15 protein-coding genes are annotated in these 16,064 nt (G+C 62.3%); 9 read left to right on the forward strand and 6 right to left on the reverse strand.

Annotated elements, in window-relative coordinates:
* From F466_RS0103710 to F466_RS0103735, 6 genes are all read left to right on the forward strand, one after another.
* Nucleotides 1-921: a branched-chain amino acid transaminase gene (locus tag F466_RS0103710; protein ID WP_018993474.1), complete on the forward strand. Its 921-nt coding sequence runs from the start codon at nucleotides 1-3 to the stop codon at nucleotides 919-921.
* A gap of 17 nt (nucleotides 922-938) precedes the next feature.
* Entirely contained in the window at nucleotides 939-1,163 is a 225-nt protein-coding gene (locus tag F466_RS0103715) for a zinc-finger domain-containing protein (protein WP_018137983.1), read from the forward strand.
* 76 nt (nucleotides 1,164-1,239) lie between these two features.
* Entirely contained in the window at nucleotides 1,240-2,673 is a 1,434-nt protein-coding gene (gene hldE, locus F466_RS0103720) for a bifunctional D-glycero-beta-D-manno-heptose-7-phosphate kinase/D-glycero-beta-D-manno-heptose 1-phosphate adenylyltransferase HldE (RefSeq protein ID WP_018993475.1), read from the forward strand.
* Between the two features lie 88 nt (nucleotides 2,674-2,761).
* A complete protein-coding gene (rfaD, locus tag F466_RS0103725) occupies nucleotides 2,762-3,715 on the forward strand; it encodes an ADP-glyceromanno-heptose 6-epimerase (protein WP_018993476.1) in 954 nt (317 codons plus the stop codon).
* Between the two features lie 15 nt (nucleotides 3,716-3,730).
* Nucleotides 3,731-4,651, forward strand: a complete 921-nt coding sequence (locus F466_RS0103730; protein WP_018993477.1) for a Kdo hydroxylase family protein — start codon at nucleotides 3,731-3,733, stop codon at nucleotides 4,649-4,651.
* A gap of 2 nt (nucleotides 4,652-4,653) precedes the next feature.
* Complete coding sequence (locus F466_RS0103735) at nucleotides 4,654-5,397, forward strand: 3-deoxy-D-manno-octulosonic acid kinase (protein ID WP_018993478.1); 744 nt, start codon at nucleotides 4,654-4,656, stop codon at nucleotides 5,395-5,397.
* Here the strand turns inward: F466_RS0103735 and F466_RS0103740 are convergent.
* From F466_RS0103740 to msbA, 3 genes are all read right to left on the reverse strand, one after another.
* Nucleotides 5,367-6,485 carry a glycosyltransferase family 9 protein gene (locus tag F466_RS0103740; RefSeq protein ID WP_018993479.1) on the reverse strand — a complete coding sequence of 373 codons (1,119 nt, stop codon included), beginning with the start codon at nucleotides 6,483-6,485 and terminating at the stop codon, nucleotides 5,367-5,369. The genes F466_RS0103735 and F466_RS0103740 overlap by 31 nt on opposite strands.
* Nucleotides 6,486-6,497: 12 nt before the next feature.
* Nucleotides 6,498-7,460, reverse strand: a complete 963-nt coding sequence (locus F466_RS0103745) for a lipid A biosynthesis acyltransferase (protein ID WP_026296409.1) — start codon at nucleotides 7,458-7,460, stop codon at nucleotides 6,498-6,500.
* Nucleotides 7,461-7,562: 102 nt separating this feature from the next.
* Nucleotides 7,563-9,356 (reverse strand): lipid A export permease/ATP-binding protein MsbA, encoded by a 1,794-nt coding sequence (msbA, locus tag F466_RS0103750; protein WP_018993481.1) that lies wholly within the window; start codon nucleotides 9,354-9,356, stop codon nucleotides 7,563-7,565.
* Between the two features lie 233 nt (nucleotides 9,357-9,589).
* Here msbA and F466_RS0103755 point away from each other — a divergent pair, with 233 nt between their 5' ends.
* Entirely contained in the window at nucleotides 9,590-10,429 is an 840-nt protein-coding gene (locus F466_RS0103755) for a glycosyltransferase (protein WP_018993482.1), read from the forward strand.
* 35 nt (nucleotides 10,430-10,464) lie between these two features.
* Entirely contained in the window at nucleotides 10,465-11,700 is a 1,236-nt protein-coding gene (locus tag F466_RS0103760; RefSeq protein WP_018993483.1) for an O-antigen ligase, read from the forward strand.
* A gap of 140 nt (nucleotides 11,701-11,840) precedes the next feature.
* Here F466_RS0103760 and F466_RS0103765 read toward each other — a convergent pair whose 3' ends face one another.
* The 3 genes from F466_RS0103765 to F466_RS0103780 all read right to left on the reverse strand — a co-directional run bounded on the left by F466_RS0103765 (nucleotide 11,841) and on the right by F466_RS0103780 (nucleotide 15,130).
* Complete coding sequence (locus F466_RS0103765) at nucleotides 11,841-12,506, reverse strand: sulfotransferase family protein (RefSeq protein ID WP_018993484.1); 666 nt, start codon at nucleotides 12,504-12,506, stop codon at nucleotides 11,841-11,843.
* 165 nt (nucleotides 12,507-12,671) lie between these two features.
* Nucleotides 12,672-13,913, reverse strand: coding sequence for a glycosyltransferase (locus F466_RS13695; RefSeq protein WP_156000510.1), 1,242 nt, complete (start codon nucleotides 13,911-13,913; stop codon nucleotides 12,672-12,674).
* A 38-nt stretch (nucleotides 13,914-13,951) separates the two neighbouring features.
* Nucleotides 13,952-15,130, reverse strand: coding sequence for a glycosyltransferase (locus F466_RS0103780; RefSeq protein ID WP_018993487.1), 1,179 nt, complete (start codon nucleotides 15,128-15,130; stop codon nucleotides 13,952-13,954).
* Between the two features lie 180 nt (nucleotides 15,131-15,310).
* Here F466_RS0103780 and F466_RS0103785 point away from each other — a divergent pair, with 180 nt between their 5' ends.
* The gene (locus tag F466_RS0103785; RefSeq protein WP_231373169.1) at nucleotides 15,311-16,054 is read left to right on the forward strand and encodes a hypothetical protein; all 744 of its coding nucleotides are present in this window, start codon (nucleotides 15,311-15,313) and stop codon (nucleotides 16,052-16,054) included.
* The last annotated feature ends 10 nt before the right edge of the window (nucleotides 16,055-16,064 follow it).

Raw genomic sequence — 16,064 nt, forward strand, 5'->3', positions numbered from 1 at the left:
ATGTCGATGGCCGACCGCGACGGGGTGATCTGGCTGGACGGGCAGATGGTGCCCTGGCGCGAGGCGCAGACCCACGTGCTGACCCACACCCTGCATTACGGCATGGGCGTGTTCGAGGGCGTGCGCGCCTACAAGACCGAGCGCGGCCCGGCGATCTTTCGCCTGCAGGACCACACCCGGCGCCTGTTCAACTCCGCCAAGATCCTCGGCATGACCATCCCGTACTCGGCCGACGAGCTGAACGACGCGCAGATCACCTCGGTCCGCGACAACGGCCTGGAGAGCGCCTACCTGCGCCCGATGTGCTTTCTCGGCTCCGAGGGCATGGGTCTGCGCGCGGACAACCTCAATGTGCACGCGATGGTCGCGGCCTGGCACTGGGGCGCCTATCTGGGCGACGAGGGCATGGAGAAGGGCATCCGCATCCGCACCTCGTCCTACAGCCGGCACCACGTGAATGTGACGATGTGCAAGGCCAAGGCCAACGGCAACTACATGAACTCGATGCTGGCCCTGCAGGAGGCGACCCGCTGCGGCTACGACGAGGCCATGCTGCTGGATACCGAGGGCTACGTGGCCGAGGGCAGTGGCGAGAACATCTTCCTGGTGCGCGATGGCGTGCTGGTCACCCCGGACCTGACCTCCGCGCTGGACGGCATCACCCGCCGCACGGTGATCGCGCTGGCCGAGGAGGAAGGCCTGCGCGTGGTGGAGAAGCGCATCACTCGGGACGAGGTCTACATTGCCGACGAGGCCTTCTTCACCGGTACCGCCGCCGAGGTGACCCCGATCCGCGAGGTCGACGACCGCCCGATCGGCTCCGGCACCCGCGGGCCGATTACCGAACGCCTGCAATCGCGCTATTTTGATGTCGTACAGGGCCGCGACCGTCAGCACGACGGCTGGCTGACCTACCTCTGACACGCGAGACGAAAACCATGGTCAATCCCGATACCGCTCATCACCAGGACCAGTACGAGACCGCGAACGCGCAGCCGGAGATCACGGTCACCAAGAAAGACCTGCCGCTGCACTGCCCGACGCCGAAGATGGCGCTATGGGCCTCGCACCCGCGCGTCTACCTGCCGATCGACGAGACCCCGGACGGCCGCTACCAGTGCCCGTACTGTGGCACCCAGTTCATCCTGAAGGACGACGCCTGATCATCGTGGGCCCGCGCCCTGGCATCTGCGCCGGGGTGAATCGTGCCCGCCCCGGGCGTTCCCGCGCACGCATCCGATGAAGCTCTCCCTGCCCCCGTTTGATCAGGCCCGTGTGCTGGTGGTCGGTGACCTGATGCTGGATCGCTACTGGCACGGCGGCACCGATCGTATCTCGCCCGAGGCCCCGGTCCCGGTGGTCCACGTGAGCGAGATCGAGCAGCGTCCGGGCGGGGCCGGCAACGTCGCACTGAACCTTGCCGCCCTGGGTGGTCATGCCGATCTGGTCGGTGTGACCGGCGAGGACGAGGCCGCGGCCGAACTGTCCGGTCTGCTCGAGGGCGCGGGAGTGGCCTGCCACTTCCGCCGCCAGCCCGGGGCGGCCACCATCACCAAACTGCGCGTAATCAGCCGCCACCAGCAGCTGATCCGCCTCGACTTCGAGGACGGTTTCCCCGGCACCCGCGCCGCCGACCTGCTGCCACAGGTCGAGCCCCTGCTGGCCAACTGCGGCGCCGTCGTCCTGTCCGACTACGCCAAGGGCGCGCTGCGCGATCCCCAACCCCTGATTCAGGCCGCCCGCGCCGCCGGAGTCCCCGTGCTGGTCGATCCAAAGGGCCGTGATTTCTCGCTCTATAGTGGGGCGACGCTGATCACCCCCAATCTGACCGAATTCGAGGCGGTGGTGGGGCGCTGCGCCGACGAGACCGAACTGGTCGCGCGAGGCGAGGCACTTGCCCGGGACTGTGGGATCGAAGGGCTGCTGGTGACGCGGGGCGAAGACGGCATGAGCCTGATTCGTCCGGGCGCCGTGCCAGTGCACCTGGGGGCCCGGGCACGGGAGGTGTTCGATGTAACGGGGGCCGGCGATACCGTGATTGCGACGCTGGCGGCCGGACTGGCAACCGGCCTGGAACTGCCTCAGGCGATGGCCCTGGCCAATATTGCTGCCGGTATCGTGGTGGCCAAGCTGGGTACCGCGACAGTCAGCGTAGCGGAACTGCGCCGTGCCCTGCAGGATCAGGAGCAGACCGGGCGTGGGGTGCTGACCGAGGATGAGCTGCTGCACGCCGTGGCGGATGCTCGCGTACATGGTGAACGCATCGTGATGACCAACGGCTGTTTCGACCTGCTGCATGCCGGGCATGTCGCCTATCTGGAGCGTGCTCGCAGTCTGGGCGACCGCCTGATTGTGGCGGTCAACGACGATGACTCGGTACGCCGCCTGAAGGGAGAGGGGCGTCCGGTGAACCCCGTCGAGCAGCGCATGGCGGTCCTCGCCGGGCTCGCCTCGGTGGACTGGGTCGTGCCGTTCTCCGAAGACACCCCGGCGCGCCTGATCGGAGAGGTCCTTCCCGATCGGCTGGTGAAGGGCGGGGACTACCGCCCGAAGGACATCGCCGGGCACGATGCGGTGGTGGCACACGGCGGACGCGTGGAGATCCTCGACTTCCTCGATGGTTGCTCGACCTCGTCGATGATCGAACGCATGCGCAAGCCCTCGGAGCCCTGACACCCGGCGTCCCTCACCACGCTTTCCCCGTCTTTCGTGCGCCGCGTACAATGCGGCGCATCCCCAGCTTTTTTCAGGAGTTGTCCCCGTGATTATTGTTACCGGCGGTGCCGGATTCATCGGCAGCAATCTGGTCAAGGAGCTCAACCGTCGGGGTCGCACCGACATCATTGTGGTCGACAACCTGACCCATGGGCAGAAGGCGCTGAACCTGACCGACTGCATCATCGCCGACTATCACGACAAGGAAGATTTCCGCGACCTGGTCGATGGCGATGCCCACCTGGGGCCAGTGGAGGCTGTGTTCCACATGGGCGCCTGTTCGGCGACGACCGAGTGGGACGGGCGCTACATCATGCGTAACAACTTCGCCTACACCCGCGAGCTGTTCCACTGGTGCCAGGATCGACGTATCCCGTTTATTTATGCCTCGTCGGCCGCGGTGTACGGCGGTAACGACACCTTCCGCGAGGACCCGACTCACGAGCGCCCGCTGAATGCATACGGTTATTCCAAGCTCGCATTCGACCAGTATTTGCGCCGGCACATGGATCAGCTGACCGCCCAGGTGGTGGGGCTGCGCTATTTCAATGTCTACGGCCCGCGCGAGGGCTACAAGGGCGGGATGGCGAGCGTGATCCATCACTTCAGCAACCAGCTGCGCGAGGGCAATACGGTCCGGCTGTTCGAGGGCTGTGATGGTTACGCCGATGGCGAACAGCGCCGCGACTTCGTTGATGTGCGTGACTGCGTGAACCTGAAGCTGTGGTTGCTGGAACATCCGGAGGTCAACGGGATCTACAATTGCGGGACCGGTCGCGCGCGGACCTTCAACGACATGGCGCGTGCGACGATCGACTGGTTCGGCCGCGGCGAGATCGAGTACATCCCGTTCCCGGATCACCTGAAGGGCCGCTACCAGAGCTATACCCAGGCCGATCTGTCGCAGCTGCGTGCGGCCGGCTGCGACCTGGAATTTCACGATATCGAGGACGGTGTGCACGCCTACCTCGATGCGGTCGCGGCCGATCAGGCCGATTGATTCCGGAGAAGTAGCATGAGTGGCCAGCCCCTGCATCGCGTTCGCGCGGACGAGTATGAAACCCCCGGTGATCGCCTGGAGCGCTCGCTGGAGGAGGGGCACGTGTTGTTGTTCGAGCCGGGACGCCTGCCGCTGCCGGATGAGCAGGACCTGGCCTTTCTGCGCGACGAGGTCGGGCGGCTGCTCAGTCTGAAGAACATCAGCTATCACCCGCATGGAGACTTTATCAGCGGCCTGAAGAATGAGGGCGACGCAGGCGCGCGCGTGCGCCGTATCCTGCGCGAGTACGGCCAGCGGGTGGAGGGCTTCCTGGGGCATCTGCTACCGGAATTCACCAGCGGCTGGAGCCCGCGCAAGATCAACTTCCGTCCGGTGCAGGAGAAGGGCCGGGTGATCAAGCGGCACTCCAACAACGAACTTTTGCATGTGGACGCCTTCCCGGCCGGAGCCACTCACGGATGGCGGCCGTTGCGCTTCTTTACCAACATCAATCCGGAAGAGGCGCGCATCTGGCGGGTGGCCGAGGAGTTCGGCGAACTCTATCGCCAGTTCGGCGCCGCCGCCGGCATTGCCCCTCCACCGCGCTTGCGCCAGGGGCTGGCGGAGCGCGCATGGACGGGCAGTCTGCGTGCACTGTCGGCCCTTAACCTTCCGCAGCTCGAAGTGGTCGGTGATACCTCGCCCTACGATCGCGCGATGCGGCGCATGCACAACTGGATGAAGGACAGCGACGAGTTCCAGAATGCCCCGGGGCGTGGTACGGAACTGAGCTTCGAGCCGTATTACAGCTGGTGCGTGCTGACCGACCAGGTCAGTCATGCGGCGCTGTCCGGCCAGCACGCGCTGGTGGCCACCTTCTACGTGCGTCCCGAGGCCTGTCATATGCCCGAGCGTTCCCCCTGGGGGGTGCTGGAGGCCGCCGGCCGGGCTGCCTGAGCGTGGAAGCCCGCCACTGGCGTCGCGGGCGGGTCCGCGTGCTGCATGATGCGGCCCTGCCCGCCGTCCCGGAATCCTGGTGGTTCGATTTCGGCGAGCTGGAGCGTCGAGGTCTGGTGACGGGCCGCGGCGGTGGCCGTGGCAGTGTGGCGTTCTTCCGCAGCCCTTTCGATCCCGACGAGCAATGGGTGCTGCGCCACTACATGCGTGGCGGGACTGTTGCGCGCATTCTGGGCGATCGTTACCTGTGGCAGGGTCTTGCCGAGACCCGTCCCTGGCGCGAGTGGAGCTACACGGCCCGGCTGTATGGTGAAGGACTGCCTGTGCCGCGCCCGGTGGCCGGGCGCGTGGTGCGTTCCGGGCCGCTGTATGCGGCCGATCTGATTACGGTGCGGGTACCGGGGGCGCGTTCACTGGATGAGAACCTTGGCGAGGCCGGGGTTTCGGATACCACGTGGCGGGCGGTGGGCGCCTGCATCCGGCGCTTCCACGATGCCGGGCACTGGCATCCGGACTTGAACAGCCGCAACATCCTAATCGCCTCGGATGGACGGGTCAGCGTCATCGACTGGGATCGTGGGCGGCATCGAGCCGGAACGGACCCGGACTGGCGCGAGGCCAATCTGCAGCGGCTGCGCCGCGACCTGGAGAAGCGCCTGCGGATTCGCAGCCGCTGGGTCTACACCGGTGCCTGCTTTGTGGCCCTGCGTGCCGGTTATGAGGCGGGCGCGTCCTCGGGCGACTGAGCCGCGGCCATCGGCGGCCGGGCGCGGGGCGCGCCCGCTGCCATCAATGCATCCAGGCGTTCGATTGCGTCTTCGGGCCGGATCAGCTCCATTACACCGGGTCGCTCGATCTTGGTGCCCCAGCGGATCGCGCTGGCCGGTTTGCCCAGTTCCCGTCGGGCGGCCTCATCGTAACGATCCACGCACCACGGTCCGCTGTAGTAGGGGCGTGCACGGCCCGGGTTGGTGCAGGCGTACAGGCCGATCACTGGGGTACCCATCGCGTTCGCCATGTGGGCTGGGCCCGAATCCGGGCTGACCACGGCGGTCGCGCGGCCGAGGATGGCCAGCATCTCCTTGATCGATGTGGCCCCGACCAGGCTCCGGTGAGAGAACTGGCTGTGCTTCAGGGTGGCCTCGCCCATTTGGCGCTCCAGTTCGGAAGGCCCCCCGGTAATCAGTACCTGCAGGCCGTGTGTTCGAAACGCGTGGTCGGCCACCTGCGCGCAGCCCTCGGCGGTCCAGTTGCGCAGGGGGTGACTGGAGCAGGGGCTGATCACCAGCGTCGGGGTGTCGTCGGGAATCTCGTCGCGGGCGCGCGCTGTGGCGTCCTCCGGTACGGGAATGTCCCAGACCATGTGGCGACGGCGGATCCCCAGTGTCTCGATGAAGCTGAAATAAATGTCGATTACATGCTGACCGGGGTGCGGCGGGATGCGCGCGTTGATGAACAGACCATGCAGATCGCGCGAACGGGCGCGGTCATAGCCCAGGCGCAGGTCAGCCCGAATGCCCAGGCTGGCGATATTGGCGCGCATGGCGAACTGGTTGTGCAGCAGCACGTCGAAGCGCTCGCCGCGCAGTTGCCGCCAGAGTTCGCGGTAACCGGCCCAGCCGGCCGTCTTGTCGAAGATCCGAAACTCCACATCCGGGATATCACCTACCAGAGCGTGCTCAGCGCGCCCGACGACCCAAGTCAGCCGGGTGTCCGGCCATTCGTGTTGCAGGGTGCGGACCACCGGTGTCATGTGAGTCACGTCGCCCAGCGCCGAGAAGCGCAGGATGCACAGGGACTCGGGCGGGCTGGTCAGGGGTAGTACGCGGGGCATGGTCGCTGCGGCTCACTTGTGAGACTTGCGGCGCCCGGAGCGACGGGCTCGGCGGTGATCCTTGACGCCGGGGTACATGTCTACCTCGGGGTCCGGTTGGCTCTTGAAACGGCGGTGTGCCCAAAAGTACTGCTCCGGGTGTTCGCGTACGGCCTGCTCGATAATCTGGTTCATACGTGCGGCGTCCGCCTCATCGTCTCCGGAGGGATAGTTCTCCAGCTTCGGCCCGAGCACCACTTCGTAGCCCTCGTGTCCGGGCAGGGCGTGATAGAAAAGCGGCACGACACGTGCCTTGCTCATTCGCGCAAGACGCGGGAGTCCGGTCACGGTGGCGGCCGGGATGCCGAAGAACGGAGCAAAGACGTTCTGTCGGCTGCGATAGTTCTGATCGCCCGCGTACCAAACGGGTCGACCATCACGAAGGGTGCGCACGATGCCGCGCAGGTCATCTTTGGACAGTACGGGCCCGATCCTGGCCCTTCCCTGCCTCATGGTGGCATCCGCCTGGGGCCGGCGATCCATGGGCTTGTAGATCACGGCCATGTCGATTTGCCGACTCAGCAGGCGGCCGGCGATCTCGATTGGCGTGAAATGACCCGAGAGCAGGATTACAGGCGACCCGTCGGCCTGTGCCTCCTCCAGATGCTCCAGTCCGCGGACGCGCAGCGGGATGTTGTCTACACGTGGTCCGCCGAACCATGCCAGCGCCAGTTCGGCAAAGCCGCGACCGGTATAACGGAAGTTGGAGCGTACCAGGGCCTCGCGTTCGCGGGCCTCCAGTTCAGGGAAGCACAGTTCGAGGTTGCGACGGATGATCAGTCGTCGCTGGCGGGCCAAAATATAGGTAACAGGCCCGAGCGTCTCGCCCAGACGCAGCACGAGCGGCGCGGGCAGACGAGCGATAAGCCATAGCAGGCCTACGCCGAGCCTGTGGCCCCAGTTGGAAAAAAGTGCCAGGTGAGCGCTCACGGGGATGGCATCAAGTGGGAGTTGATGGCAGAGCCGCTCAGTATATCAGGGGCATCCGGGCCCTTGGTGTGTCGCAGGGATCAGGTGACGTTCCGCGCTGATGTTTCTTCACCGGGGCCCCTCTTTTCCGTCTTCGAACTGGACCTTGTGCAATGCAGCGTATGCACCATTGCGGCCCAGAAGCTCGGCGTGGGTGCCGGCTTCGGTGATGCGTCCGGAATCTACGACCACGATGCAATCGGCATCTTCAATAGTCGAGAGGCGGTGAGCGATCACAAGAGTGGTGCGATCGCGCATGAGAGTCTCCAGTGCGAGCTGGATCTTTTGCTCCGACTCGGAGTCCAGCGCCGACGTGGCCTCGTCAAGGATCAGAATGGGTGCGTTTTTGAGGAGCGCTCGCGCAATGGCGACACGCTGGCGTTGCCCGCCGGACAGCATGATGCCGTTTTCACCAACGACCGTGTCAAAGCCATTCGGGAGCTTGTCGATGAAATCGAGCGCATTGGCCGCTCGCGCCGCTTCTCGGAGCTGGTCTTCCGAGGGTGGTTCTTTCATCCCATAGGCGATGTTGTGTGCCAGTGTGTCGTTGAACAGGACCACGTGCTGGCTGACGACGGCTATTTGGGAACGGAGATCCTGAAGGCGGTATTCCTGAATTGGGTGTCCGTCCAGGCGGATTTCACCTTCGTCGATCTCGTAGAAGCGGGGCAAGAGCCGAGCCAGCGTTGTCTTGCCGCTGCCTGAGCGGCCTACTAGGGCAACGGTCTGGCCTGGTTGGATGACCAGGTTGATATCCTGGAGTACTCGTTGGTGGCTCGTCGGGTACTGGAACCCTACGTGATCGAATTCGATCAGCCCCGTGGCGCGGTGCAGGGGGCGCTTGCCGTTATCTGCCTCCGGAGGGGTGTCCAGGACCTCGAATACACTCTCGCCTGCGGCCAGTGCTTTCTGGATCTCGGCATTGACGCCCACGATGCGCTTGAGTGGGGGTAGCAGCAGGAGCATGGCGACGACAAACGAGACCATCCCTCCAGGCGAAATCGTCTCGAGTACCAAGTCCATGGTTGCGAGGTAGACGATGAGGGCCAGGGCAATGATGGCTCCGAATTGCGATAACGGCTGGGCGGCGGCCTGTACGGCCTTATGGCGCATGGCCTGGCGGTGAAACCGCTCGTTGGTATCACCAAAGCGTCGGGCTTCATAGTCCATCGCGCCGAAGATCTTGACCTCCGTCTGGCCTCGAATCCCGTCTTCAGCGATTTGCGCGTAATCCCCGGTTGACTGCTGCATGCGGCGGCTGATCTTCCGGAATTTGTGGTTGGCGCCCGTAATTACCAGGCCGACGATAGGCGCCACGGTGAAGACGATGAGCACGAGCCAACCGCTGAGGTAGGTCATGTAGGCCAGAAGAAACAAGACGGTGAAGCTGTCCCGAATCAGGACGACGATGGCCTTGGATGCGGCCGAACTGATCTGCGTCACGTTGTACGTGAGCTTGGCCAGCAGGGTGCCGGGGGAGTGCCGGTCGAAAAACGAAGATGGCAATCGGAGATAATGTTCGAACACCGCTTGGCGGATGTCTTTCACTACCTTGCGCCCGATCCAGGCGACGCTGTAATCCGAAGCGAAGGTGGTCAAGCCGTGAAAGAGGAAAATCCCGATCAGGGCAGCCGGTACCCACAGGCGAGCGCCGGCGTCTTGCTCGATAAAGGTGCCGTCAACGAGTGGCTGGATAATCCAGGCGAACGCGGCCTGACCGGCGGCGGCCAGGATCATCGCTGTGATCGCCAGGACGCCCAGGCGCCAGTAGGGCTTGATGAACGCAAAGATGCGTTTGTAAAGGTGCCAGGACTTGCCAGCGGTCGGGTGGTTCGGGTTCTGGTCGATCGAGCGGGCGCCCATCTGGGTTCCTTGGCAGGCTAGGTGCTAGGCTTGGCGACACTGCATTGATGTGCGGCGCACCTGGGCAAGCGGAGCGCAAGCCGGGTCAGTAAGCCGAGATGGTGCGCATGATAACAGACGTCCGGATCCGTCCCAGGATCAGGGACGCGATACTGGCCGCATGGTAGCATGCGCGCCTGACCTGCCATGTCCCCTGATGTGGGCGCTTGTGCGCAGCCTATCCGGAGTAGTTTATGTCGAGCCATACCATTGTTCCCGGTCGTATCAGCATCTCGATTCCTCACTGGCAGGTCCTGCCTCTGCTGCAGCCGTGCCTGCGTTCGATCCGCAAGAACACGCGCGGCAAGGATGTGGAGGTCATCGTCATCGACAATGGTTCGAAAGACGAAAGCCTGGAGTACCTGCGTTCGCTGGAATGGATCCGCTTGATCGAGCGACCGGAAGAGGGGCTGTTCAATTTCCCGCACAACGTCTGGACCTCGCACGATATCGCGTTGAAAGAGGCCACAGGCGAGTTTCTGGTCACGATGCATACGGACCTGTTTGTAAAGCGCGAGGACTGGCTGGACGAATACCTGAAGGCGATGGGGGATGATCCCCGTCTTGGTGGCGTGGGCACATGGAAGCTGGAGCTGAAGAACCCCGTCTACGAGTTCCAGAAGCGTGTCTTTCATGTGATCCGCAGCAACATCAAGTACGCTCTTGGGCTGCGCAAGAAGCGCTACGTGTGGAAGCAGGGTCACTATCCCAAGGACTTCTGTGCGATGTATCGCCGCCAGATTCTGCTGGACGAGGGGCTCACTTTCCGCAGTGTTGAGGGCAAAAAGGGTTTCTACGACCAGAGTGGTGGCTACTCGATTTCCGCCCAGCTCTGGGACAAGGGGTACCCGACTAAAGTTGTTCCAGTGCGTACCATGATGCCGCGCATCGTCCACCTTGGGCATGGCACTGCTGCTGTCTCCCCCGAGAAGACCCATCGCCGGAACCAGCAGAAGCTCGAGACCCGACGTGACTCATTATTTGACGAGGCTTGGGTGCAGGAGCTGCAAACCAATGCGGCTCTTGATCGATGAGCGCAGAAGTCCGCTGATCGGCCGAGGCTGATGCCGTGAATGCAGGCGCATTCTTCCGGGTGCGCGGATTCTGGTCTTTTGCCCGGTTCCGCGCCGGGGTCAGGGATTCCCGGTGGCTCGGCTGGGCGCTGGCTATATTCCTTGCGGGGTTTCTTGCCGCCTGGAGTACCCGCTTTCATCGCGATGTTCTGTACCTCCTGATAGTGTTGCCGTTCCTGCTGGCCATGAGGTGGCAGGACTGGGGCCTCCTTCTTTCTTCTCGCGTCTTCCAGTTTCTGATCCTGTGGGTCGGAGTGCTCTCGGCCTCGATGTTGTGGAGTGACCCAAGTCTGGTCGACGCCGACGAAGTTTATGACAAGGTCCGTTATGCGCTTCTGACCCTCATTTTTGTCTCGGCGACAGCCTGGGTTGTAGCGACCCGCGACGACTGGTTCGATCGCCTGGTTCTGGTATTGATACCCATAGCGGCGGTTGTTCTCGTGTATTCCATCGGGGTTTACTACGCGGATCATCCGTTTCCCTCGACGCGACTGAACAACATGGTCTTTTACCGCGATAGTCCGAATCGCGGTTCCGTCGGCTTCTTGCTGGTGGCGCTAGTCGGATTGGCCGTCGCCTTGAATCGAGACAAGGGATATCTGCGGATTCTGGGCTGGGTCGGCGTTGCGGTTGGGGTGGCGTTTATTCTTCTTGCGCAAAGCCGTGCGCTACTGCTCGGATTCTCGGTCGGGGCGGTCGTCCAGCTTGCATATTTTCGCTACTGGAAGGTGCTGTTGGGGCTCGTCTTCGGGGTGGGGGCGTTTGTAGTCGTAACTCACGTCATGGATTTTGGGTTCCGAAGCTTTATCGAACGTGCGGATGCTAATCGCTTTACTGTCTGGTTGGCCGTTGTCGATCGCATCATGCAGAACCCCTGGTACGGCGAGGGGCTCATCCTGGATCGTGCCGTCATGGGCGGTGATGGCCGAACGTATTACAGCCCACACAGCATCTGGCTGATGTCGACGCTGGTAGCCGGTATTTGGGGGGCACTCGCTTGGGCACTCTTGGTGCTAGTTGCTATCCGAGAGGCTGTTCACCAAGTGGGGATGACGAGTCGGGAACGTATCGCCGGACTAGCGTTTGGTATATCGATGTTCTTCGGCGGTATCGTGATGTTGTCGTTTGATGGCCACGAGATCATTCACCGGGTAAATCCGCATTTCTGGCTTGGCCTCTGGGTTCCTCTCGCATTGCTGATTGGGTATGAACTACGACGCCGTCTCGCTTAAGGGTCTCGGCAGAAGCTGATTCCCGAAAAAATGCTTCAGCGTTAGCTAGAGTAAGTTCGGGCTGTAGTTTGCGATTGTCTCCATCATCGAGGGGTCTCAGTCCCTTTAGAGAGAGTGCGCCACCTGTCTGGTTTGTTTGGTTAGGCCATCGAGGCTCGTAAAGGGGGCTGGTCGTTCTTGTCCAAGCTCTTTGCATACCCGAGTAGCTCGAAGTCTTGCTTGTACGTTTCAAAAACGGAGATCCGAGTTTCATCGTCGTATAGTTCAAAGAGGCGCGACGAGGCGCCTGTCTTGCCATGGTTCCAGTCGGATCGACCGGTTTCGCTTGTAATCGCGAGTCGGGTTCGGATAGCGTTCAGATCCTTCGTGAGCGTTTCGACGGAGCCTAGGTAGTCTAGACAGTCGGTTCCGCACGGAATCAGGTCCGTTTGGCGAAACCAGTGGACGTCGTCGCGATACCCGCCTTTCGCGAGGTATGCGCAGAACTCGTTGAAGGTGATTGGCGCGGTGCTCGCGCGGCCCAGCGCTCTCGCGACGGGGACCCTTTGACGCTTTTGGCCTTGGATTTTGTCCAAGTATGCTGACGCTACGCGGGTATATGGGTTTCGAACAACCGAAAAGAGGAAGAACCGCTGGTGAAGGCGGTAGGTCTCCAGGAACCCCAATGAGCTCGCACGATCGTATCCGGATTTATAGGCTCCGGCGCTGTCGCCGTTTTCGGTTTCGATATTGCTGATGGCATAGCTGACAGTGGAATTGGCCGCTTTGGGTATGCGGAAATAGATGAAACGCCGTTCTCGGTCCACGGCAATTCGAGTGTCGACCTTGGTGGTACCGTATCGACACGGATAGCGGAGAAAGAAAGGCGACAGGTGGACTTTCAGATGCGTTCGCAACCCCATGGTCGGTACCTTTGCTTCATCTGGCGCAACAGTTGGAAATAGGCTCGATCAGATTCGTGATGTCGCCGGTCAGGGGGACAGGTAGTGTTCTGCGGCCCGGGCGGCGGTGAACTGGGAGGCCCGGTCTTTCAGGAGCAAGCGATCGGGGGGGGCGTCGATCGTGGCCAGCAGGGCCTCTGAAATCTGTGCCGGGTCGGATGGCACCATGGTGCCGAAGCGACCGTGATCCAGGATTTCAGCGGGTCCCCCCGGGCAGTTGGTGGCAACAACAGGGCAGCCCGATGCCAGCGCTTCGACGAGCACGTTACCAAAACCTTCCCAGCGCGAGGTGAGGGCGAAGACTGATGCCCGAACCATATACTTTAGCGGGTTCGCGGCGAACCCCGGCATGTGGATGTCCTGTCGAATACCGAGTTCGTCAGCCAGTCTCTCCAGATTGGCGCGCTCTGGCCCGTCACCCAGGATTATTAACCGGAGTGGGCGCGTTTGTCGCGCGGCTGCGAATGCTCGGATGAGCGTAGCCTGGTCCTTCTGAGCGGTCATCCGCCCGACATTCAGGATCACTGGGGGGGAGCTTTCGGCGAACCAAGGGTGATCGAATGGTTCGCGGATCCGTTCCCACAGGGCATCCGTGACTACCGGGTTGTAGACGGTCTTGATGCGTTCTCTTGGCAGATCGAGCGTGCTTGCCAGATCATCGGCTACTGCGTCAGAGATCGCCACGAGCGAGTCGGCCTGCGAATACATGCGCCGCAGCAGGGGGCGCAGGTGGTGCCAGCGCCAGAGTCGACGATGTTTTTCTGTCGTAAGCGTGTTCGACAAAGGGTTATGTTCGCTAAGGGTCAGGCGAGGTTTGTGCGTTGTTCCGGATCGAGCGATGGCAAGTGTCAGGTTTTCCTGGGTTCCTCCTCCGATTATCCGTTCTGGGCGATACCCTTCGATATATTGCTGGACGCTTCTTAGGTAGCGAAGCGGCTTGGCACCTTTGGCCGGGAGAATCACGGGTTTGAGTAATTCCTTCCAGCTGTCGGGCGCGCTGTTGAGCGCGCGGATGCGCGTTGCTATTGGGTGTTCGCGCCGCAGACGAATGGCATGCCGATCGGGTTGGTCGGCAAGGTGTTCCAGCCCGTCCGGATTCAACACCAGCAAGTCCACCTTGATGCCCATGCGGAGAAACTCGTTGGCGAGGTTCCAGCGATTTCGTTCGAGTCCTCCACCGGCGCCGTAAAGGTGGCGCATGTGGGCAAATACGATCCCCACACGCTCGGGGTATTCGTCAGGCCCTTGCGGCCCCTTTTCAGAAGGTTTCATCGCTGGGTCAGGCGCAGGCGCAAGTGATCGACAGGCACCTAGATGCCATCAGGCTGAAGCGTTCGAGCTTGCATCATGCTCCCGCTCAGGGCGCCGAGTAGCTGACGTCGGAGCCCCTCCCGCGTGAATCGGATCTCCGACTCCTCCCGCCCCTTCCGCCCAGCAGCGCATCGCTCATCCGGAGAAAGGCGGATGAGTTGGTCGAGGATCTCGGACAGCGCGGCCGGATCGCGGGGAGGGGCGAGGTAGCCGGTCGTTCCGAGGACTTCGGGTGTTCCGCCGCCGCGTACCCCTACGACAGGGATCTCGGCCGCCATCGCTTCGAGGAAGACTCTGGCGAAGTTGTCACCTTCGGAGGGCAGAACGAATACGTCGAACGCCTGCATGTACCGGTTGGCACCTGCTAAAAAGCCTGTGAACAGGGTGCGTGAGTGAATACCCAGATCTCTGGTCTCGGCATGAAGAGCTGCGCGCTCTTTTCCGTCGCCTATAATGACGAGTTGGGCCTGAGCGGCGTCTCGTGTCTGCAGCTTCGCAAAGGCCTTTAGTAGATCAGTGATGCGTTTGTAGCTGTCAAAACGGGCCACACAGCCGAAGACGAACTGGTCTTCATCCAGTCCGAGTCTTTCGCGCGCCTCCGTTTTCGACAGCATTGTCGTGCGCAGGCGGTGGGCGTCGATATAGTTATGGACGACGGAGATACTGTCTGTTGGATACCACGGCATGTTCGCGATGAAGCGATCTCTCTGCGCGTCGGTCAGGGTCAGTATGCCCGTGAGGCGCTTGCGGAAGGCTTGGTAGTAGCGCTGACGGCTTCTGGAATCCGTTGCGTAGTATCCGCGCAGCAGTGCGTAGATCGGGCGACCATGGCGAGCGATGACGCTGGCAAGTAGCAGACTCGCGACGCATTTGTATTGATCCCCAATCATGACGTCTGGTCGGTCCCTTCGCAGGATTCGCGCCAGGCGCCATGCGGTTGCGATTCGGTTCCGTCTGCTTGCCTTGTCGCTGAGACGCAGTCCGGTAACGCTGTCAGCTGGACGGTCAGACTGGTACTCCGAGCCGTCGCCGGTCAAGAAGCACAGAGTGAGGCGGGCGCCTGCCTCGCGGTAGACGCGAAAGTGTTCCCGGACGTTTGCACCCACATGGCCCTTTTTCTCCAGCACGATGAGGATATGCTGGTTGGCGAGGGGCCGTTCTTCTGGTGTATCGGTCATGACATCATGTAGTGGCTTGGTGGCCCGCTATGATCCGCGCGCTTTCGCGGGGGGTGCCGGGGCAGCGAGTCGTTATTGGGAGAGAACGTGCAATCGTCAACGCGAATGGATCGAATGCAGAGTCTACCATCTGGCGTTCGCGATCGGCTGTCCGAGCAACTCCGTACTCCGGCTATTCAGGTGGAGCGTCTGGTTCGCGAGGTATTTCTGGTGCGAGCCGGCGGCCAGGAGACCCTGGTGGTCAAGAGCACAGTTGATGCGGACAAGGAGGTCACCGTTAGCGAGGTGCTCTCCGCGCTGGGAGTGCCCGCTTTCCCGGTTCAGGTGATCGATGCTGGCTGGGTGGCCATGCCTTACAGCCCCGCAAAGTCTGTCGCTGCCATTGTCGATCGGGAGCCTGGCGGCCTTGAACGAGAGAAGCTGTTTTATGGCCTGGGGCAATCGCTTCCAGCAGCCTTCATTGCGGGAATGAAGGACCGCAATATGGACAATGTGCTCTTCGATGTCAGCCGCGGCCGTGCGATGCACCTGGATTATGCGGCCGCATTCGCTGAACCCCTCTGGCGTCGAACTCTCGCTGGCCACCGCCTGCTGGGGTACCTGTACCGGCGTTTGCTTCTGGATCCGCTAGTTCATCTGGAGGAAGGGGATCCGGTGGAAGCTCAGCGAGCCTTTCTGGAGGGAGTTCGAGAAGAGAGTTCTCGGCTGGCGGCCATTCCGTTTCGCACCTTTCGGGGGGTGGCGTTTCGCAGAAGAGTGTATTGCACCCTGGGGCTGGCTCACGCCTCACGGATTCCACGGGTCTGGCCGCGGGCAGCCAGGTTGATCCAGCGAAAATACCTGCCCGGCATTCGACGCGCGGTACAAGAGCCGCTACGAGAGAATTTGGTGAGTGGTGGCCACGCGCTTGGTCGAAGGACTTAAGGTTCTTCCA

Source organism: Thioalkalivibrio sp. ALgr1, assembly GCF_000378285.1.
GTDB lineage: Bacteria > Pseudomonadota > Gammaproteobacteria > Ectothiorhodospirales > Ectothiorhodospiraceae > Thioalkalivibrio.

Coding starts and splice junctions, on each gene's coding strand:
- F466_RS0103710 (WP_018993474.1), top strand. CDS start 1: ATGTCGATGGCCGACCGCGACGGGGTGATCTGGCTGGACGGGCAGATG.
- F466_RS0103715 (WP_018137983.1), top strand. CDS start 939: ATGGTCAATCCCGATACCGCTCATCACCAGGACCAGTACGAGACCGCG.
- hldE (WP_018993475.1), top strand. CDS start 1,240: ATGAAGCTCTCCCTGCCCCCGTTTGATCAGGCCCGTGTGCTGGTGGTC.
- F466_RS0103730 (WP_018993477.1), top strand. CDS start 3,731: ATGAGTGGCCAGCCCCTGCATCGCGTTCGCGCGGACGAGTATGAAACC.
- F466_RS0103740 (WP_018993479.1), bottom strand. CDS start 6,485: ATGCCCCGCGTACTACCCCTGACCAGCCCGCCCGAGTCCCTGTGCATC.
- msbA (WP_018993481.1), bottom strand. CDS start 9,356: ATGGGCGCCCGCTCGATCGACCAGAACCCGAACCACCCGACCGCTGGC.
- F466_RS0103755 (WP_018993482.1), top strand. CDS start 9,590: ATGTCGAGCCATACCATTGTTCCCGGTCGTATCAGCATCTCGATTCCT.
- F466_RS13695 (WP_156000510.1), bottom strand. CDS start 13,913: ATGAAACCTTCTGAAAAGGGGCCGCAAGGGCCTGACGAATACCCCGAG.
- F466_RS0103780 (WP_018993487.1), bottom strand. CDS start 15,130: ATGACCGATACACCAGAAGAACGGCCCCTCGCCAACCAGCATATCCTC.